At 60.1% G+C, this 18,180-nt stretch carries 19 protein-coding genes; 11 read left to right on the top strand and 8 right to left on the bottom strand.

The features are described 5' to 3' along the window. Nucleotides 1-77 precede the first annotated feature (77 nt). From WKI41_RS12400 to WKI41_RS12390, 3 genes are all read left to right on the top strand, one after another. On the top strand, nt 78-509 hold the full coding sequence (locus WKI41_RS12400) for an ester cyclase (protein ID WP_340193815.1): 432 nt from the start codon (nt 78-80) through the stop codon (nt 507-509). Then, complete coding sequence (locus WKI41_RS12395; RefSeq protein WP_340193814.1) at nt 509-646, top strand: C2 domain-containing protein; 138 nt, start codon at nt 509-511, stop codon at nt 644-646. The genes WKI41_RS12400 and WKI41_RS12395 overlap by 1 nt, the downstream gene beginning before the upstream one ends. 80 nt (nt 647-726) lie before the next feature. Beyond that, nucleotides 727-1,545 (top strand): diguanylate cyclase, encoded by an 819-nt coding sequence (locus tag WKI41_RS12390; protein WP_340193813.1) that lies wholly within the window; start codon nt 727-729, stop codon nt 1,543-1,545. Nucleotides 1,546-1,598: 53 nt separating this feature from the next. On the opposite strand, the gene WKI41_RS12385 is transcribed toward WKI41_RS12390, so the two are convergent. Beyond that, nucleotides 1,599-2,465, bottom strand: coding sequence for an oxidoreductase (locus tag WKI41_RS12385; protein WP_340193812.1), 867 nt, complete (start codon nt 2,463-2,465; stop codon nt 1,599-1,601). A gap of 104 nt (nt 2,466-2,569) precedes the next feature. Here WKI41_RS12385 and WKI41_RS12380 point away from each other — a divergent pair, with 104 nt between their 5' ends. Continuing rightward, complete coding sequence (locus tag WKI41_RS12380) at nt 2,570-3,511, top strand: LysR family transcriptional regulator (RefSeq protein ID WP_340193811.1); 942 nt, start codon at nt 2,570-2,572, stop codon at nt 3,509-3,511. A gap of 80 nt (nt 3,512-3,591) precedes the next feature. On the opposite strand, the gene alaE is transcribed toward WKI41_RS12380, so the two are convergent. Further along, complete coding sequence (alaE, locus tag WKI41_RS12375; protein ID WP_425341026.1) at nt 3,592-4,053, bottom strand: L-alanine exporter AlaE; 462 nt, start codon at nt 4,051-4,053, stop codon at nt 3,592-3,594. 408 nt (nt 4,054-4,461) lie between these two features. Here alaE and WKI41_RS12370 point away from each other — a divergent pair, with 408 nt between their 5' ends. Both WKI41_RS12370 and WKI41_RS12365 read left to right on the top strand, forming a co-directional pair. Continuing rightward, nucleotides 4,462-4,926 carry a DUF1348 family protein gene (locus WKI41_RS12370; protein WP_340193809.1) on the top strand — a complete coding sequence of 155 codons (465 nt, stop codon included), beginning with the start codon at nt 4,462-4,464 and terminating at the stop codon, nt 4,924-4,926. A gap of 2 nt (nt 4,927-4,928) precedes the next feature. After that, nucleotides 4,929-5,495 (top strand): TetR/AcrR family transcriptional regulator, encoded by a 567-nt coding sequence (locus WKI41_RS12365; RefSeq protein WP_340193808.1) that lies wholly within the window; start codon nt 4,929-4,931, stop codon nt 5,493-5,495. A gap of 6 nt (nt 5,496-5,501) precedes the next feature. Here the strand turns inward: WKI41_RS12365 and WKI41_RS12360 are convergent, their stop codons facing one another. Beyond that, nucleotides 5,502-5,807: a putative quinol monooxygenase gene (locus WKI41_RS12360; RefSeq protein ID WP_340193807.1), complete on the bottom strand. Its 306-nt coding sequence runs from the start codon at nt 5,805-5,807 to the stop codon at nt 5,502-5,504. 62 nt (nt 5,808-5,869) lie between these two features. Further along, the gene (locus tag WKI41_RS12355) at nt 5,870-6,886 is read right to left on the bottom strand and encodes an NADP-dependent oxidoreductase (protein ID WP_340193806.1); all 1,017 of its coding nucleotides are present in this window, start codon (nt 6,884-6,886) and stop codon (nt 5,870-5,872) included. Nucleotides 6,887-6,977: 91 nt separating this feature from the next. Between WKI41_RS12355 and WKI41_RS12350 the strand changes: the two genes are divergently transcribed. Then, a complete protein-coding gene (locus WKI41_RS12350; protein ID WP_340193805.1) occupies nt 6,978-7,880 on the top strand; it encodes a LysR family transcriptional regulator in 903 nt (300 codons plus the stop codon). A gap of 102 nt (nt 7,881-7,982) precedes the next feature. Here WKI41_RS12350 and WKI41_RS12345 read toward each other — a convergent pair whose 3' ends face one another. Further along, complete coding sequence (locus WKI41_RS12345) at nt 7,983-8,456, bottom strand: AtaL-like protein (protein ID WP_340193804.1); 474 nt, start codon at nt 8,454-8,456, stop codon at nt 7,983-7,985. A 35-nt stretch (nt 8,457-8,491) separates the two neighbouring features. Then, complete coding sequence (locus WKI41_RS12340) at nt 8,492-9,361, bottom strand: SDR family oxidoreductase (RefSeq protein ID WP_340193803.1); 870 nt, start codon at nt 9,359-9,361, stop codon at nt 8,492-8,494. Nucleotides 9,362-9,482: 121 nt separating this feature from the next. Here WKI41_RS12340 and WKI41_RS12335 point away from each other — a divergent pair, with 121 nt between their 5' ends. Next, on the top strand, nt 9,483-10,373 hold the full coding sequence (locus WKI41_RS12335) for a LysR family transcriptional regulator (protein WP_340193802.1): 891 nt from the start codon (nt 9,483-9,485) through the stop codon (nt 10,371-10,373). A gap of 86 nt (nt 10,374-10,459) precedes the next feature. On the opposite strand, the gene WKI41_RS12330 is transcribed toward WKI41_RS12335, so the two are convergent. Continuing rightward, a complete protein-coding gene (locus WKI41_RS12330) occupies nt 10,460-11,107 on the bottom strand; it encodes a TetR/AcrR family transcriptional regulator (RefSeq protein ID WP_340193801.1) in 648 nt (215 codons plus the stop codon). 217 nt (nt 11,108-11,324) lie between these two features. Here WKI41_RS12330 and WKI41_RS12325 point away from each other — a divergent pair, with 217 nt between their 5' ends. From WKI41_RS12325 to WKI41_RS12315, 3 genes are read left to right on the top strand one after another with little or no spacing between them, the layout of a single operon-like run. Beyond that, nucleotides 11,325-12,401 carry an efflux RND transporter periplasmic adaptor subunit gene (locus WKI41_RS12325; RefSeq protein ID WP_425341025.1) on the top strand — a complete coding sequence of 359 codons (1,077 nt, stop codon included), beginning with the start codon at nt 11,325-11,327 and terminating at the stop codon, nt 12,399-12,401. Beyond that, the gene (locus WKI41_RS12320) at nt 12,398-13,480 is read left to right on the top strand and encodes an efflux RND transporter periplasmic adaptor subunit (protein WP_340193800.1); all 1,083 of its coding nucleotides are present in this window, start codon (nt 12,398-12,400) and stop codon (nt 13,478-13,480) included. Before WKI41_RS12325 ends, WKI41_RS12320 begins: the two co-directional genes overlap by 4 nt. Next, entirely contained in the window at nt 13,477-16,566 is a 3,090-nt protein-coding gene (locus WKI41_RS12315) for an efflux RND transporter permease subunit (protein WP_340193799.1), read from the top strand. The genes WKI41_RS12320 and WKI41_RS12315 overlap by 4 nt, the downstream gene beginning before the upstream one ends. 496 nt (nt 16,567-17,062) lie before the next feature. On the opposite strand, the gene WKI41_RS12310 is transcribed toward WKI41_RS12315, so the two are convergent. Next, nucleotides 17,063-17,887, bottom strand: coding sequence for a tetratricopeptide repeat protein (locus WKI41_RS12310; protein WP_340193882.1), 825 nt, complete (start codon nt 17,885-17,887; stop codon nt 17,063-17,065). Nucleotides 17,888-18,180: the final 293 nt, after the last annotated feature.

The following is an 18,180-nucleotide window of genomic DNA, read 5'->3' as shown; positions in this document are numbered from 1 at the left end:
AGTAATCGCTTGCCCATGTGAAGGTCAAGCTGCGGCGATGGTGTCGTGGCTGTTCAACCGGAAACAAAGGCCTGACCATGAGCGACAACATCAAAATGATCAAAGATCTCTATGCCGCCGCCGAGGGGCATTCACTTGACCTGGAACGCTTCCTCTCCTGCTTTTCGGAGGATGCCTCTGTTCGCAACATCCCGACTGGAACGGATTTCCGTGGCCCGGATATCGCGCTTGTCGCCAGCGGCATGGCCGATGCGTTTCCGGACATTCATCGAGAGCTCTTCGACATGTACGCAATGGATGATGTGATCGTCGTCGAACTTGCCATTCGCGGCACGCATCAAGGCCCGCTTGCCACGCCGGCGGGCACCATTCCCGCGACAGGACGGACAATCGACGTTCCCTGCTGTGACGTGTTTCGCATCAAAGACGGCAAGGTGGTCTCCTTCCACTGCTATAATGCCGCTTCCATCATGATGCAGCAACTGGGTCTCGTGGGATCCCAGCCGTGATGATGCAGCCGCACCAGGCCATGGATGCAGTCTTCAATCAAACATTCACCTTCGTTCTTCACGAGATATCAAAACATCTCGTGCGACAGTTCGACCCGGTCGGGGGCGACGACAGTATCGGCAAGGCTGCTGCCTAGCGTTTAAAAGACAGAGCGTCGTCTGTCCGTCCGAAGGGACGCATGGCGCTTGACCGCTCAAACAAGGGACCTCAAGGTCGATGCTTGCATTTGTTGAACGCCATATAAAGCAGGCGTGCGCCACGGACCGGTTCGAGACGAAGAACAAGGTGTTCTCCTTTGCTCTTCGCACGGCGGTTGCCGTCACGTTGATTGCCGACGTTCTGAATATTGTCGCACACCATTTGATGGATGCATTCGGATTGCTGCCTTATGACGTCTGGCAGGGTGCAACCGTTGGCGTGATCATATCGACCGTGGTGGCTTCGTCGCTGACGTTTTTCATTGTTTATCTCGTGGGTCTCGCCATCCATCATCTGTCCATCTCACGTGCGACATTCGAGAGGCTGAGCCGCACCGACATGCTCTCGGGGCTGCTCAATCGTCGCGCCTTCATGGAAGAGGTGGCGAAAGCGGACGACAATGCTTCGCTCATTCTCTTCGATATCGACCGTTTCAAGCGGATCAATGACGAGTTCGGCCACGACGTGGGAGACCATGCAATCGTGACGGTGGCCCGGCACCTGATGTCTGCTTTCCCCCAGCCGCATGTGGTTGCACGAATTGGTGGCGAGGAGTTTGCCGTTCTGGCCGTCCAGCTGACCGCACAAAAGCGTCTGGCGCTGGCCCAGAGGTGCAATGACATGCTGGCAGCCCGGCCGCTGAACATCAAAGACAGGCTCGTCCATATTACGCTGTCCGGCGGAGTGGCTGACAAGGAGTCCTACGCCTCCTTCGAGGATCTGTTCAACGCCTGCGACAGGGCGCTTTACCTGGCGAAATCATCAGGCCGCAACCAGATCCTCCATAGCGACCTGTTGCCGGAGGACTTCAAGACGAAAGCCCGCGTGGCTGTATAGCCGCGCAAGCATTTGAGGCACGACTGCTCGCGCCTCATGGTGCGGCTCAGGCATCAGGCCTGCATATTATCCAGCTTCGACAGTGCCTCCGCAGGAAGATCGATGTTTGCCGCTGCGAGATTTTCCCGCAGGTGGCCGCGTGACGATGTGCCGGGAATCAGGAGGATGTTGCGCGATCGCTGCAGCAGCCAGGCCAGCGCTACTTGCATTGGCGTGGCGTCGAGGCTTGCGGCGACATTGGACAGGGTAGACGATTGCAGCGGCGAGAAGCCGCCAAGCGGGAAGAACGGCACATAGGCGATGCCTCGGGCGGCGAGCGTGTCGATCAAGGCATCGTCCTGGCGATGCGCAAGATTGTACTGGTTCTGCACGCAGACGATGTCGGTGATCTTGCCTGCGTCCTCGATCTGCTTTGCCGTGACGTTGGACAGGCCGATGTGCCGGATCAGGCCCTGTTGCTTCAGATCCGCCAGCACCTCAAGCGGCGCGTCAAGCGAACCTTCCGCGGGGCCGTGAACGTCGAACATGGCGCGCAGGTTGACCACATCGAGCACGTCGAGCCCGAGATTGCGGAGATTGTCATGGACGGCCTGCGTCAGTTCGGCCCGCGAAAACGCAGGCTTCCAGGACGCGTCCGCGCCTCTGCTGGCGCCGACCTTGGTGACGATCAGAAGGTCATTGGGGTATGGATGCAAAGCTTCGCGGATGATTTCGTTCGTCACATGCGGGCCGTAGAAATCGCTGGTGTCGATGTGGTTGACGCCGCTTTCGAGTGCCTCACGCAGAACGGCGATGGCCTCCGCACGATCACGCGGCGGGCCGAAAACGCCCTTGCCCGCAAGCTGCATCGCGCCATAGCCCAGCCGGCATACGGTGTGATCGCCAAGTGAGAATGTTCCTGAATTTGCAATCGTGCCCATGGGCTGTCTCCTTTGTGTTGCTACAAAGTAGAGCGGTGGCATATATGCGACAATCCGCTATAGTGCGAACAGGCTGTCCGCCCCAACGGACAATTGCGCGTTCGATGGAGGCTAGCGTGGCTGATTTGACGGATTTGAATGCCTTTCTGCTGGTGGCGCGGTCCAAGGGGTTTCGCCAGGCCGCGCGTGAAAGCGGCATCAGTTCTTCGGCGCTGAGCGATGCGGTGAAGCGGCTGGAGGACGACGTAGGGGTCCGGCTGTTCAATCGTACCACAAGAAGCGTGCTGCTGACGGATGCGGGACGCCTGCTGCTGGAGCGTACCGCACCGGCCTTCGCAGAAGTGGCATCGGCGTTGAACGAAGTCAAAAGCAGCCGTGGTCGTACCTCCGGCGAACTCAGGCTCAATGTGCCGATGAGTGCGGCAAAGCTGGTGCTGCCGCAGATCGTGCCAGCGTTCCTTGCGGCCTATCCGGACATCAGGCTGGAGGTCGTCACTGATGAGAGTTTCGTCGACATCATCCAGAGCGGCTGCGATGCCGGCATTCGCTACGATGAAAGGCTGGAGCAGGATATGGTCGCCTTGCCGATCGGCCCGCGCCAGCAGCGTTTCGCCCTTGCCGCCGCGCCGGAGTATCTGGCCAGAAGAGGCACGCCTCAACACCCGCAAGACCTGCTCGCGCATGAGAGCATTCTCGGCCGGTTTTCAGGCCGCGCCATTCCGCCTTGGGAGTTCGAACGGGACGGGGAAGAGGTCGTCATCAATCCAAAAGGCAACCTTATCGTCCAATTCGGCGGCGGCACCGATCTCGGCATCAATGCCGCCATTGCCGGCTCCGGTCTGATTTACATTTTCGAGGACTGGCTGAGGCCGCACTTCGATCGAGGCGATCTGGTGCCGGTAATGGAAGACTGGTGGCTGCGGTTTCCCGGGCCGTTTCTGTATTACTCCGGACGACGGCTGGTGCCGGCGCCGCTGCGGGCGTTTATCGATTTCGTCAGGCAGGCGAACAAGGATGAAGGGAAAGGTTTGCGATCGGGGCAGTGAACAACCGAAAAAGGTCTGCCAGACCATTCCACTATGTTCATCTCGATGGCGAACAGCGGACGTCCAATGCTCTCCTACGTTCAGGTGTTCAATGACATTGGCTTCTCACCTCCAGGCGGCAAGCCGAAGAGATGCCTAATCCAGTTCAGGAATGCCCCGTAAGGTCGACCGAGCAGGATCATCATTGCCGCCGCACCCAAAATACCTCTTATCAGCCCATCTCCAGAGGCTCCGCTAAAAGCGATGATCGCGGCGTAGATGGGCACTTGGAAGCTCATCAGCGCCAAGCTGTCCCATAGAAGCTGAGATGACCGGGTCTCCTTCGCGTGGCTCATCATCCAGTCGCGCCACATGCCATAAGGACGCCCTATTGGGACCATGAGAAGCCCGCCTATCAGGCGCGCATGAAGGACCTGCTCCCACGTCATTCCTGCAATGAATCTTTCGTTGATGATGCCGGTCGTGGTGAAGAACAGGATCAAAGCCAGCGTATCTGCAGCATAGGCCCACGCGCCATGTGATTGCTTCGCCGTTTCTGCCAAACCCATCCTCCATGCCTGTTCATGTCACCAAGGACATAGTGCATAGATCTTCAATTTGTTCCTATGGCAGACGATCTCCAAATGACCGCCTCTGGCGCAACTAGCCGCAGTGACCAGAAAATAACGGGCATTCGCTTGCGCTCCTTACCTTCGTCACCAAAAGCCCATTCAGCGACACATCGGGATGAGCTTCTTATCCTCTCCGGTCACTCGCCAAAGATGATCCGCACGACCGCGCGCGCGATCAGCGGAAGACAGTCGGTTCGGAGAGGGCGGATAGCGTCTGTCTTTTTCTGACCGCAGCATAAAACCGTCCTAACGTCAGGAAGCCGGTTGACATAAACCCTGCTGAGGCGCATTGTACCAATTGGTAAACATAATACCAAAGGGTACAAACAAGGAGCCTTCATGTCACGTCCCCCACTCCCACCCTTTACGCGCGAAACTGCAATCGAGAAGGTCCGTCTGGCAGAAGACGGCTGGAACACCCGCGATGCTGCCAAAGTCGCGCTGGCCTATACGCTCGACACGCGTTGGCGCAACCGCGTCGAGTTCGCGACCAACCGCGATGAAGCCCAGGCATTCCTCACGCGCAAGTGGAACAAGGAGCATGAATACCGCCTCATCAAGGAGCTCTGGGCCTTCACCGGCAATCGCATTGCGGTGCGTTACGCGTATGAATATCGTGATGACAGCGGACGCTGGTTTCGCGCCTATGGCAATGAGAATTGGGAATTTGCGGAGGATGGTCTGATGGCTCACAGGCATGCGAGCATCAATGAAATGCCGATTGCTGAAAGCGATCGCCTCTTCCATTGGCCGCTGGGCCGCAGGCCGGATGATCACGCCAGCCTCAGCGATCTCGGTCTCTGATCATGGCACGCATGGTCGCAGAGAGGTCGGACACCATCGCCCCTCTGGCGGAGGTGTTTCGTGAGTACGGCTATGAAGGTGCAAGCCTTGCCTTGATCGGCAAGGCCACTGGTCTCGGCAAGGGAAGCCTTTACCACTTCTTTCCAGGCGGAAAGGAGGAGATGGTCCAGGCTGTGCTGGACGAGATCGATACCTGGTTCGAGAGCAAGATTTACGCCCCCCTGCGGGACGGCACCGATAGTAACGGTGCTGTTCTGGCAATGCTCGATGGCGTTACGGACTACTTCAGGTCTGGCAGGCGCGTGTGCCTCGTCGGTGCCCTGGCGGTCTCCAACACCCGGGATCGCTTCTCGCAAGCCATCCGAGACTATTTTGAAAATTGGGTCGATGCCCTGCGATCGGCGCTCATCCGGCAAGGATGCGACCATCATCAAGCACAAACTCTTTCAGAAGACGCAGTGCTGTCGATACAAGGGGCTATCATCCTGTCGCGCGCGCTTGATGACCCAGCCGTGTTTCAACGTGCGATAGATCAGCTGCGCGGGCGACTGGTGACGGCCCGGGCATGACCCAGCCTAGGGATCCATAAGGCCGCGTTCGTTCGCTGCGTCGTATTTGCGGATATCGCCTTGCATACGATCCCGCCATTCTCTGACAAACGCTTTGGTGTCCATGGCATCGAGGTGAGCGCTGAGCGCCGATTGATCCGACCAGCTCTCCGCGATCAGCAGGCGTCCGGCGTTCTGGTCGGTCGCCACCGCGAAGTCGTAGGCGATGTTGCCGGCGCGCTGCCGGGCTGCAGCCGCGAGCACTTGCAGATCGCGAACACACTGCGCCAGATGAAGTTGATCCACATGGATGTGGCCTGTCACGATCAGCATGACGAGCTTCCTTCCGTTTGCGCTCCGACCACCGGCCAACCGGCGATCAGAGCTTGAGGTGATCAGATAGTGATGAGGACGACCTTGCCTTGGATGCCGCCCCTTGAGGCGCGCTCATGCGCCGCAGATGCATCCGTCAAGGCAAACGTGCTGTCTATGACGACACGAATGGTGCCGTTGTCGAGCAAGCGACCAGCCTCTGCCAGTTGTGGTCCGTTTGAACGAACCTGGGTTGTCGAGACTGTTATCTTACGGAGTGCCGCTTGGTCGTAGCCGGCAAAGCCAAGCGGATTGACGAGGTAGAGAGCCCCACCCGGCTTGATAACGTTTAAGAAGCGCTCCATGTTTGCGCCGCCCACGGCATCGATCACCAGGTCCACATCGCGTATGGTCGCCTCGGCCGGCGTCTTGGTGTAGTCGATGAACTGGTCGGCGCCCAAGTCTCGCAAAAGCGCCTCGTGCTTGCCGGAGGCGACAGCTATGACGCGTGCGCCTTTCCATTTTACCACTTGCACGGCGATGTGTCCTACGCCACCGCCCGCGCCATTCACCAGCACCGTCTTGCCTTGAAGTGGAATGGGTGCATGGGGAAAGGGCTGGAAGGGGTTTGCCGCATCGTGTCCAAGCTCGACCAAAAACTGCCATGCTGTCAGCAAGGACATCGGCGCGCCTGCAGCCTGAATGTGATCGATCCCCGCGGGTTTTACCGCCAGTTCCGATGCGGGCACGCTGACATATTCGGCATAGGCGCCACTCCCCGTCATCAGGTCCTGCGGGAAGCGCACCATCGCATAGACCTCGTCTCCGACGCTGAAGCCAGAAACTTTATCGCCGATGGCAACCACGACGCCGGAAATGTCGGTGCCTAAAATCCGTGGAAACGACGGATCGGGCTGCCATTCCGGCGGGAGCGCGCGGTATCCGTCCCGCAGGTACAGGTCTGGCGGGTTGATGCTTGCCGCATGCACGCGCACAAGCACCTCGTCGGCCACAGCGCTCGGTCGCGGCGCGTTCTCGTACCGCAACACATCCGGCCCGCCAAATTCGTGTATGCGTACGGCTTTCATCATCTCGGTCATCTTCATCTCGCTGTGCGTTTTTCTGCTGGCTCACAAGATAGGACCGTTTCGACAGGTTGATAATTGGGCTGCATTTCGCTTTAATCGTTCCATGAAGGAACAAATTGGTTTTGACAGACTGACTGGCCTCATTGCGTTCGCCCGCGCTGGCTCGCTCGGAAGCTACAGTGCGGCGGCGCGTTCGCTATCTGTCTCGCCATCGGCGATCAGTAAGAGCATCCAGCGACTGGAGCGTCATCTGGGCGTTGCACTCTTCATGCGCACGACGCGCTCGCTGACCCTGACGACTGAGGGACGCGACCTGCATGGCCGGGCGCTGAAGCTTCTGCGCGATGCCGAGGAGATCGAACAAGCGGCAAAGACGGCGCGCGCCGAACCCGCCGGCCCGCTGCGAATTGCCGCCTCGTTGCCGATCGGCTTGCACGTCATTGCGCCTTCGCTTGCGTCGTTTCGAAGGCGTCATCCGAAAGTGACGATCGACCTGCGTCTGAGTGACCACATGGTGGACCTTATCGACGAAGGGATCGATCTCGCCGTTCGGATCGGTGACCTTGCCGACTCGCGCCTGATCTCGAGACGGCTCTCGCCTCATCGGCTGTGCTGCTACGCGTCTCCCGATTATCTCGCCTTGCGCGGCACCCCGAGGCATCCCGACGAATTGGAGGTGCACGAAACGGTCAGTCTACGATACCAAAGCACCGGCCAGCTGTTTCGCTGGCCTTTCCGGATCGGAGAGCGCGAGATCGAGATCGTGCCGTCTTCCGGCATCATCGCCGATGCGAGCGAGGTCGTCTTGGCGACTGTTGCCGCAAGCGCAGGCATTGGAATGGCCACCACCTTCATGGCTTCACCCTTCGTCCAGCGCGGGGAGCTCATTCCAGTCCTGGCCGACTTCGCCGTGGAGCGGCACAATATCACGGCCATCTGGCCAGAGAGCCGCCGCGCCAATCCTGCGGTTCGCGCCTTTCTGGAGCACCTGATCGAGCTGTTCTAACGTGAAGAGCGTCTTCTTCTGGCTGCAGGTATCGCGCCGAGGCCTCACCCATCAGGACGCCAGTTGACGAGGACGTCCCGATGTTGGTGTTCACGTTTATTGTCAGAGCCTGCCCTCGGCTGCCAACTCGCGGGTGCGTTTCAAGGTTGAGAGCAAGGCCGCCTTGTAGCCCGTGTCACCATCGAATTGGGCCTGTTCGGCCCGTTCTTCCGGCCCCCCTGGTTGCTTCCCCCTCAGGCCGAGGTAGCAATAGAAGCGAAGCTGCAACGCGCCGTACTCGTCCTCATAGAGTTCGTTGACAATTGCCCCTTCGCGAGGGCCTTTCGCCTGGAAGAAGCTGACCTTGCTGTCCGGCTCAAGCGTGATGATTTCGCGAAGGTCGGTTCCGCCGATCGTCGCGTCGCGTACGAAATGCGTAGTGCTTTCCTCGATGACATCGCACCGCGTGCACAGGCCCGGCGGTAGAAAAAGGCGCGCATCACGCGCCTTCATTTGGAGAGCAGCCCATATCTGAGCGCGGGTCAATGGACGTTCACCATCGGGATTTACCGCAACGGTCGCGGTGGAATAGATCATGATCCTGGTCCTTGTTATCGAGAGGCGCGCGCGGTTCAGGCAGATGCGGCAAGCTGCGAGGCAAACTCGCGATAGCTGTGCAGCGGGCGGCCCAGGATTTGCGTCAGGCGCTCGGCATCGCCGGCGTTCGGAACCATGCCGTGGCTGACGTAGCGCTCAGCCATCAGGCGCATTTCATAAGCCATCCACTTAGGCATGATACTGGCGAGGTTTTGTTCGAAGCCGGATGGATCATCGCCGCCATAGACGACAGGGCGGTCGAGAACATCAGACCAGATGGCTGCGAGTTCCGAGCCAGTCAGCGTCTCCGGGCCGACCAGATTGATGCTCTCACTCGGCAGTTTTTCCGCGGCGCGGTCGCGACGAAGGAGCTCGGACGCAGCAACTTCTGCAATATCTCTGGTGTCGACCATGGCAACACCCTTGCTGCCAATCGGCATCGGGTAGACAGCATAATTGAAGATGACGTCTTTGATCATGACTTCGTTGTCGATGAAGTATGCCGGCCGCAGGATCGTGGCGCTAAAGCCCATCGCCTCCAGCATGCGTTCGGCGCCAAACTTGACGGCGAAATGCGGCACGTTCACAGCGCGATCGGCATCGAATACCGAGAGGTAGACGACACGTTCGACGCCGGCTTCGCGCGCAACGTTCAAGGCGATGATGGCCTGTGTGAATTCATCGCCGGCGACCGCGTTCAGCAGGAACAGCGTGCGGACTCCATTGAAGGCGCGGCGGAGCGCGTCAATATCGAGCATGTCTCCCTGCACAACATCGACGTTCGAAGCAAAATTGGCCTTGGCGGGATCACGCGCCAGCACTCGGACATCCGCATTGCGTGCGATGAGTTGGTCAACGACATGGCGGCCGACACGGCCAGTGGCACCGGTTACAAGAATGGTCATTGGGGTTCTCCTTGGTTTGCTGTGAACGACTTCGGTTTCGAAGACACCCCGACTATGGCTGGTTCACATTCCACCCAATAGACGCTAAAAATAGACGCATCGTCTCACTGGTGGAACACTCATGGATTTGGCTGCCCTTGTTGATTTTGTCACCGTAGCCCGCCATGGCGGCTTCGGCCGCGCTGCCCGCGCCACCGGTCGACCGAAGGCGACGCTTTCGCGGCGGGTCGCTGAACTGGAAGCGAGCCTTGGTCTGAGGCTGTTCGAACGCGGCTCACGGATGCTCAAGCTGACGTGGGAAGGGCGGGCGCTTCAAGAGCGGGCGGGTGCTCTGCTGATCGAACTGGACGAGACTGCCGCCGCCATAGCATCTGGCGGCGACAGGCCGCGCGGCAGGTTGCGGATCAGCGCGCCATTGCTGTTCTCCCAGACGGCCATGGGCAAGTTGGCTGCCGGCTTCTCCCTCAAATATCCAGAGGTGCGCATGGAAGTGACGACGGAGGATCGCCCTGTCGATATGGTGGAGGAGGGATACGACCTCGTTATCAGGGTGAACCCCGATCCAGACGAGAGTCTGGTGGGCCGCGCCTTCCTGCGTGACGGGTTGGTGGTCGTGGCGGCACCACACCTCGCATACGACAGCGGCGCCGCTGTGCCAGTCGTCATACGCGGCACGCTGGCTCAAACGAGGTCTTGGACAATGAACACACCGACAGGGCAGATCAGTCTTCAAATCGACCCCGTGCTCAGCCTTTCCTCAATGACCATGGTGCGCGATGCGGTGCGCATGGGCGTCGGCGCGGCTCGCCTTCCCCTGTCTTTGGTAAGCCACGATCTCGCTGAGGGGCGGTTGGTTCGTTGGGGAGATGTCGAAGGGCCGGAAACGGTGCTGTGGGCGCTCTACCCATCACGTCGTCTCCTCAGCGCGCGGGTATCTGCATTCCTCGACTATCTCAAGCAAGCCTTTCCTCTAGGGACGGCCGATGAGCTGGCAGCCTATGTCGAGGATTAGTCGCGCCACGCGTACCTGACTCTAGCGCTGAGTGGCCGGAGAGAACATTTGAATTTGACCGGCCGGCGGCGCCAACGCTCTGGGTCTCACCCAGCCTTCCTCACCAAAAGCCCGTTCAGAAGCAGATCGAGATGGGCGGTGCGGTAGCCTTTTATGTCGATGTCCATGCGATCTTCGAAGATGATCCTGAGAACGGTGAGTGTCATCAGCGGCGCGATGACGAGTTCGGGGAAGGCGATGTAGTCGCTTTTCAACTCGCCCGCGGCAGCGCCTTCCTTGACGAGTTCGACGATCCTGTCGATCAGGGGTTGGAAGACGTATTGCTCATGTCGGGCGACGATGTCTGGGAACTTCTGGCCTTCTGCGATGATCAGCTTGAGGATTTCGCGGTTCTGGTGGTCTTCGTCGAGATGATCGTAGAGTGCGTTTAGAAGCGACCTGATCTTCTGCGAGGCCGTGCCGGTGCGGGTGTCCTCGCTCTTGACGATATCGGCGAAGGATGTCGAGGCGTGGCGGATGGTGGCTTCGAAGAGGATTTCCTTGGTTTCGAAATACACATAGACGGTGCCCTTGGTCACGCCGACATGTTTGGCAATATCCTCGACCCGGGTTGCGGCATAACCGTTCTTGACGAATTCGGTGAAGGCCGCGTCCAGGATCTGGGCGGGGCGGAGCTGTTTCTGCTCGGCGCGCGTCAGTTTTTTTCCCGCCTTGGATTGGCACAGCTTAAACATCGGTGATCGGCATCCCGTTCATTCGGCATTGCAGGTGCAGAGCGCCAGTCGTTCAGACGCGCTCCGCGCTCTCGTTTTTGTTATCGCATATCATTATCGCAAAACCCATGCATCGTTTTGCGCGACATCTGCTAGAAGTATCATTGACTTTCCAGTCAGTCAAATATACGCAATCACGATATCTCGATGACAAGGCCCAGCCATGAAGCAGCCACCCATGAAGCAGATTGTAAGCATCCTCCTGATTGCGAGCGCCGGTTTTCTGACAGCGTGCAGTCAAATGGAAGACGCAGGAGAGCCGGACCTGAGGCAGGTGCGGGTGGTGACGGTTGAGAACGCACAGGTCGTGTCCGGCGGGGCAGTGACCGGCGAAATCCGCGCGCGCGTGGAGACGGACCTGTCCTTCCGTGTGGGCGGCAAGATCATCGATCGTCAGGTCGATGTCGGAGACCATGTGAGAGCGGGCCAAGTTCTGGCGCGCATCGATGCCGAAGAGCAGCAGGCAGATCTGGCGGTTGCTGAGGCCAATCTCGAGGCAGCCGTGGCGCAGCGCATCCAGGCGGAACTGGCCTTTGCCCGTCAGCAGAAACTTTTCGAAACGCAGGTCACGCCACGCTCGGCGCTGGATCAGGCGCAGGAGGCGCTTTCGACCGCGCAAGGCAGCGAGCGGGCGGCGGAAGCCCAGCTTGGCAGCGCCAAGGAAGCGCTGTCCTATACGGAGCTCAAGGCCGATCAGGATGGTGTGATCACTGCGCGCAATGCCGAAGTGGGCCAGGTGGCGCAGGCGGCCTCGGCCATTTTCACGCTGGCGCAGGACGGACCGCGCGATGCGATCTTCGAGGTGGTGGAGACGCTCTTCCTCGGCCGCGATATTCAGCCCGAGGTGAAGATCACGCTTCTGACCGATCCGGGGCGGCAGGTGACCGCGAAGGTCCGCGAGATCTCGCCCACCATCGATTCCTCCACGGGAACGGTAAAAGTGAAGGTGGGGCTTGGCGTTGACGTTCCGATGCCGCTCGGCGCAGCCGTGCAGGGGAACTTCCTCTATGAGCCGGAGGCCGCGATGGTACTGCCGTGGTCGGCGATGTCTTCCAAGGATGGCAAGCCTGCCGTCTGGGTGGTCGATCCGGCCTCGTCCAAGGTGGCGCTGCGTGTGATCGAGGTCGAAGATTATGAAACGGGTCATTTCATCGTCAAGCAGGGGCTGAAGCCCGGTGAGAGCGTCGTGGCGGAGGGGGCCAAATTCCTCCGCCCGGATGAAAAGGTCGCGTTCGAGAAGGTGGCAGCACGATGATGAGAACCCATATCGCGACCCTCCTTCTGTCGGGGCTGCTGCTTGCGGGTTGCAGCGAGGATCAATCCGAGGCTCCGCCGCCACCGCGCCCTGTGCTCTCGGTGGTGGCGAAGGAAATGCCAACCCAGTCTCTGAGCTTTGCAGGCACGGTCACTCCGCGTTTTGAGGCGCAGCTTGGTTTTCGCACGCTGGGGCGGCTGACCTCGCGCACCGTCAGCGTCGGCGATCTCGTGGAGAAGGGGCAGGTCATTGCCACCATCGATCCGACATCGCTGGAGCTTGCTGTGCGCAGCGCCCAGTCGGATCTTTCCAATGCGCAGGCGCAGCTTCGCAATGCGCAGAGCACGCAGCAACGCCAGTTGCAGCTTGCCGAAACACGCTCCGGCACGCGGGCTGCACTGGAAGAGGCCGACCAGGGCCTGAAGACCGCGACTGCCTCCGTTGCCCGCGCGCAGGCCAATCTCAACAAGGCCAATGAGCAATTGAGCTACGCCCAGCTTGCCGCCGAATTTGACGGCGTGGTGACGGCAACCTCGGCCGAACTTGGTCAGGTGGTGACCGTCGGGCAGGTAGTTGTGACGATTGCCAAGCCCGATGAGCGCGATGCGGTCATCGATGTGCCGCAGTCCATTGCCGACCAGTTGAAGCTTGGCATGCCCTTCGATGTTGCGTTGCAGCTCGACCCGCAGGTGCGGGTGGCTGGAACGGTGCGTGAGATCGCTCCGCAGGCCGATACGGCAACCCGCACGCGCCGCACGAAGATTGCGCTCGACCATCCGGGCGATGCCTTCCGTCTTGGCGCGGTGATCCGCGCATCGGCCAGCATCGCGGCTAAACCCAATCTGATGCTGCCGGCGACCGCCATCCGCACGCGCGACAAGGACACCGCCGTGTGGATCGTCGATGAGGCTGCCGCCAAGGTGACGCTTCGCCCGGTCGTGTTGGACGGGCCGCCGAATGCTTACGGCTATGTCGTGGTGAAGGATGGCGTGAAGCCGGGAGAGCGCGTCGTCATTGCCGGGGTCAACTCGCTTGAGGACGGGCAGTCCATTCGTATCGATCAGGAGCGCGTACAGTGAAAAAGTTCAATCTCTCCGAATGGGCATTGGCGCACCGCTCGCTCGTCTCCTATTTCATGATCGTCTTCCTGATCGCCGGCGTGTTTTCCTATCTCAATCTGGGGCGCGAAGAAGATCCGAACTTCACCATCAAGACGATGGTGATTTCCGCCGCCTGGCCCGGCGCCACGGCAGAAGAGGTCAGCCGTCAGGTGACGGACCGTATCGAGAAGAAGCTGCAGGAGCTGGAATCGCTCGATTATACCCGCAGCGAAACGACGGCCGGCAAGACGACCGTCTTCCTCGAGCTTCTGCCGACCACCAAGGCGCGTGATGTGGAGCCGACATGGCGCCGCGTTCGCAACATGATTTCCGATATCAAGGGCGAGTTTCCCTCCGGCGTGCAGGGGCCGTTCTTCAACGACCGCTTCGGTGACGTGTTCGGCAACATATTTGCCTTTACAAGCGATGGGCTTTCGCAGCGCCAGCTGCGCGATCTGGTCGAAGATGCGCGCTCCAAGATCCTGACCATCGAGAATGTCGGCAAGGTCGATATTATCGGGGCGCAGGACGAGGCGATCTATCTGGAGTTTTCCACCCGCAAGATCGCAGCGCTCGGCATCGATCGCCAGTCGATCATCGCCACGCTGCAGGCGCAGAATGCGGTGACGCAATCCGGCTTCGTGACCGCCGGACCGGAGCGCATCGCCATCCGTGTGGGCGGGCAATTCGCCTCGGAAAACGCGCTGGAATCCATCAATCTGCGCGTCAATGACCGCTTCTTCCCGCTGACCGATGTGGCAACGATCCATCGCGGCTATGTCGATCCGCCAACGGCACTCTTCCGCTACAATGGCAAGCCAGCCATCGGTCTTGCCATCGGCATGCGGGCAGGGGCCAACCTGCTGGAGTTCGGCAAGGCGGTCGACGAGCACATCAAGGCGGTGGTGGCCGACCTGCCGATCGGAGTCGAGGTCAACCGCGTGTCTGATCAGCCGGCTGTGGTGGAGGAGGCGGTGTCCGGCTTCACCCATGCGCTTTTCGAAGCCGTCGCGATCGTTCTGATCATCAGCTTCATCAGCCTTGGATTCCGCGCCGGTCTGGTGGTGGCGGTTTCCATTCCGCTCGTGCTCGCCATTACCTTCGTCTACATGGAATATACCGGCATCTCGCTGCAGCGAATTTCGCTTGGCGCGCTGATCATTGCGCTCGGTCTTCTCGTGGATGATGCGATGATTGCCGTGGAGATGATGGTGGCGCGGCTGGAGGCGGGTGATGATCTGCGCAAGGCCGCGACCTATGTCTATACGTCCACTGCGTTTCCAATGCTGACAGGTACGCTCGTCACCGTCGCAGGCTTCATTCCGATCGGTCTCAACAGCAGTGCGGCGGGCGAGTTCACCTTTACGCTGTTCGTCGTCATTGCGGTTTCGCTGCTGGTGTCGTGGATCGTCGCGGTGCTCTTCACCCCGCTTCTCGGCGTCTTGATGCTGCCCAAGACAATGAAGCAGCATCACGACAAGAAGGGCCGGTTTGCGACGATCTTCTCGCGTCTATTGACGATCGCCATGCGGTGGCGCTGGGTGACCATTCTGTTGACGATCGGTGTCTTCGGCGTTTCCGTCGCGGGCATGGGCCTGGTGCAGCAGCAGTTCTTCCCAAGCTCCGACCGGCCCGAACTGATCATCGACTGGAACCTGCCGCAAAACAGTTCGATTGCCGAGACCAACCGGCAGATGGCGAAGTTCGAGCAGGAAAAGCTCGCCAACAATGCCGATATCGACCACTGGACGACCTATGTGGGGCAGGGCGCGCCGCGCTTCATTCTGTCTTTCGACGTGCAGAGCCAGAATGTCTTCTTCGGCCAGACGGTCATCGTGCCGAAGAGCCTGGAAGCGCGTGACCGCGTGCGCGCCGACTTCCAGAAATATTTGAACGAGACCTTCCCCGGCACCGATGCTTTCGTGAAGCTGCTCGATATCGGCCCGCCGGTTGGCAAGCCGGTGCAGTATCGCATCAGCGGCCCGGACGTCCAGAAGGTGCGCGATATCTCCATGCGCTTTGCCGGTGTCGTCGGCCAGCATCCGCTCTTGACCAACATGATCTTCGACTGGAACGAGCCATCACGCGTGGTGAAGGTCGATGTGTTGCAGGACAAGGCCCGCCAGCTTGGGGTGAGCTCGGAAGATATTGCCACCGTGCTAAACAGCATCGTTGAAGGGGCGAGCGCCACGCAGGTGCGTGACAATATCTACCTCATCGACGTGATCGGCCGTGCAGCGGCCGATGAGCGCGGCTCGATCGAGACGCTGCAGAACCTGCAGATCGCAGGTTCGGACGGCAAGCTCATTCCGCTCTCGGCGGTGGCAAACCTTCGCTATGACGTAGAACAGGCGATGATCGCCTCGCGTGATCGCATTCCGACCATCACGCTGAAAGCGGCGATCAAAGGCCCTACCCAGCCGGCGACGATCGTCACCCAGCTTCAGCCGCAGGTGGACGCTTTCAACAAGACACTGCCGGTCGGCTACAAGGTCGAGATCGGTGGGGCGGTGGAATCGAGCGCCGAAGCGCAAGGACCGATTGCCGCGGTGGCGCCGATGATGCTCTTTGCCATGGCAACGATCCTGATGATCCAGCTGCAGAGCTTCAGCCGGCTGTTCCTGGTTTTCGCCGTGGCACCGACAGCGCTGATCGGCGTGGTGGCCGCACTGCTTCTCAGCAATGCACCGATGGGCTTTGTCGCGATCCTCGGCATCCTGGCGCTGATCGGCATCCTCATCCGAAACTCGGTCATTCTCGTGGTGCAGATCGAGGATCTTCGCAAGGAGGGTGTGCCCGCCTGGCAGGCGGTGATCGAGGCGACCGAACACCGCATGCGACCGATCATGCTGACCGCGGCGGCTGCGACACTGGCACTGATCCCGATCTCGCGCGAAGTCTTCTGGGGGCCGATGGCCTATGCGATGATGGGCGGTATCGTGGTCGGCACGGTGCTGACACTGCTCTTCCTGCCGGCGCTTTACGTGACATGGTTCCGGATCAAGCCGGAGGAGAAGACGGCTGAGGCTGAGGCAAAGGCCGAAGGCGACGCCAAGCCTGCGTGACAAGACAAGCTCGAGGCGATCCATTTTAAGTTCTGGATCTGGGGCTCACCCCCCTCTGTCCTGCCGGGCATCTCCCCCTCAACGGGGGAGATCGACCCGTGGCGAACCCTCGCACCTCGTCCATGTTGATCTTGAAATGGGGAGCGCCCCTCCTTCCAATCTCCCCCCTTGAGGGGGAGATGTCCGGCAGGACAGAGGGGGGTGGCACCCCTCGGGCAGAGTACAAGAAGTAACAGAAGTGCGGCGACCGAAAGAGAAAGCCTCTCGCTGACCATCCTCGGGCTTGACCCGAGGATCCATCGTTTTCGATCACTTGAGGATTGGGTCGTGGATCCTCGCCTCAAGGGCGAGGATGACGGGAGGAGGGATTTAGCGTCCCATACACGTCGCGCGGAAGGAAGCCCGCCTAATTCCGATCACAGAGTGCACGGAAGAAGAGCCATTGGCGTATTTCACTGTCGTGTCCGAAAGGACGGGCGGCGTTCGCCAACCGATCCTACGACGCGCCGGCGCCGCGCATGCGGGCGAGGCCATCGACGGCGGGCTTGTATTTGGGGTCGAGGCGGGCGGCGTGGTTGTAGGACTTCAGCGCCTTGTCCTTTTCGCCGCGGCGCTCATAGACCAGCGCCTGGTTGGCCCAGGATTCCGCGCGGCTGTCGTCGAGCGCAATCGCGTGGTTGAAGTCGGCAAAGGCGTTTTCGTCGTCGTTCAGCGCCACGTAGGAAATGCCGCGGCCGTTATAGGGCTCGGGCGAGTTGGGCGAAAGCGAGATGGCCTTGGAGAAGTCTTCGATCGCCTGGCTGTGCTGGTTGCGCAGCTGGTAGATCAGGCCACGATTGTGGTAGGCGCGGCCGTCGGTCGTGTCGGTGTTGATGGCGGCGGTGAAGTCGTTGAAGGCTTCGTTGGTGCGGCCCGTCTGGCGATAGAGGTTGCCGCGGCCGATGAGCGCCACGTCGTAATTCGGATTGATCTGCAGCGCGCTGTTGTAATCCTGAAGCGCCTGCTGCTGCTGTCCCATGTTGCGGTAGACGAGCGCGCGGTTGGCATAGGCCTGATAGAAGCGCGGATTGAGCTGCAGTGCCTGATTGAAATCGGCAATGGCGCGCTTGGAATCGCCGGCGCGGCCGTAGGCCGAGCCACGGACGTTATAGCCTTCCGGATCCTGCGGGTTGGCGTTGATGACCGATGTCAGCGAGGCGATGTTCTGTTCCGAGCCTTGAGCGCGGTCGATCTGGAACACGTCGTTCGTCTGGGTGGTGGTGGCGCAGCCGGCAAGCGCCGCAACCATGCCGCAAAGGATGAGGGTAGAAGAGAGCCGCATGGTTTTTCTCTGAGATACGCCGTGGGAGAGGGCGGAAGGACGTCTGGATTCACGGGTATCAACAACGTTCATGCGATATGGGTTCCCTCTCAAGGCTGATCATGCAGCGCCAATCATGCAGGCCGATCGTGCAGGCGAATTCAGACAGACCAGTGCGTGTCGCGATCTTTCAGATACGCTGCCAACGCTTCAGGCGGTCTTCGTTCGCATGTCGTTCTCGCAAAACCGGCGACCGCTTTTGCGCGACATGCTTTAAAACTCAAAGAGCGGCGGCGAAATAATCGCCCCCGCCC

Source organism: Agrobacterium larrymoorei (assembly GCF_037722385.1).
GTDB classification, from domain to species: domain Bacteria; phylum Pseudomonadota; class Alphaproteobacteria; order Rhizobiales; family Rhizobiaceae; genus Agrobacterium; species Agrobacterium larrymoorei_C.
This window is presented reverse-complemented; position numbering and strand designations above follow the sequence as displayed.

Excerpts from the sequence above, each read along its gene's own strand:
- WKI41_RS12345 (WP_340193804.1), bottom strand. The coding sequence starts at position 8,456 with ATGATCTATTCCACCGCGACCGTTGCGGTAAATCCCGATGGTGAACGT.
- WKI41_RS12310 (WP_340193882.1), bottom strand. The coding sequence starts at position 17,887 with ATGCGGCTCTCTTCTACCCTCATCCTTTGCGGCATGGTTGCGGCGCTT.
- WKI41_RS12390 (WP_340193813.1), top strand. The coding sequence starts at position 727 with ATGCTTGCATTTGTTGAACGCCATATAAAGCAGGCGTGCGCCACGGAC.
- WKI41_RS12325 (WP_425341025.1), top strand. The coding sequence starts at position 11,325 with ATGAAGCAGATTGTAAGCATCCTCCTGATTGCGAGCGCCGGTTTTCTG.
- WKI41_RS12385 (WP_340193812.1), bottom strand. The coding sequence starts at position 2,465 with ATGGGCACGATTGCAAATTCAGGAACATTCTCACTTGGCGATCACACC.
- WKI41_RS12335 (WP_340193802.1), top strand. The coding sequence starts at position 9,483 with ATGGATTTGGCTGCCCTTGTTGATTTTGTCACCGTAGCCCGCCATGGC.
- WKI41_RS12340 (WP_340193803.1), bottom strand. The coding sequence starts at position 9,361 with ATGACCATTCTTGTAACCGGTGCCACTGGCCGTGTCGGCCGCCATGTC.
- WKI41_RS12365 (WP_340193808.1), top strand. The coding sequence starts at position 4,929 with ATGGCACGCATGGTCGCAGAGAGGTCGGACACCATCGCCCCTCTGGCG.
- WKI41_RS12320 (WP_340193800.1), top strand. The coding sequence starts at position 12,398 with ATGATGAGAACCCATATCGCGACCCTCCTTCTGTCGGGGCTGCTGCTT.
- WKI41_RS12360 (WP_340193807.1), bottom strand. The coding sequence starts at position 5,807 with ATGCTGATCGTGACAGGCCACATCCATGTGGATCAACTTCATCTGGCG.
- WKI41_RS12370 (WP_340193809.1), top strand. The coding sequence starts at position 4,462 with ATGTCACGTCCCCCACTCCCACCCTTTACGCGCGAAACTGCAATCGAG.
- WKI41_RS12395 (WP_340193814.1), top strand. The coding sequence starts at position 509 with ATGATGCAGCCGCACCAGGCCATGGATGCAGTCTTCAATCAAACATTC.
- WKI41_RS12330 (WP_340193801.1), bottom strand. The coding sequence starts at position 11,107 with ATGTTTAAGCTGTGCCAATCCAAGGCGGGAAAAAAACTGACGCGCGCC.
- WKI41_RS12400 (WP_340193815.1), top strand. The coding sequence starts at position 78 with ATGAGCGACAACATCAAAATGATCAAAGATCTCTATGCCGCCGCCGAG.
- WKI41_RS12350 (WP_340193805.1), top strand. The coding sequence starts at position 6,978 with ATGAAGGAACAAATTGGTTTTGACAGACTGACTGGCCTCATTGCGTTC.
- WKI41_RS12355 (WP_340193806.1), bottom strand. The coding sequence starts at position 6,886 with ATGACCGAGATGATGAAAGCCGTACGCATACACGAATTTGGCGGGCCG.
- WKI41_RS12380 (WP_340193811.1), top strand. The coding sequence starts at position 2,570 with ATGGAGGCTAGCGTGGCTGATTTGACGGATTTGAATGCCTTTCTGCTG.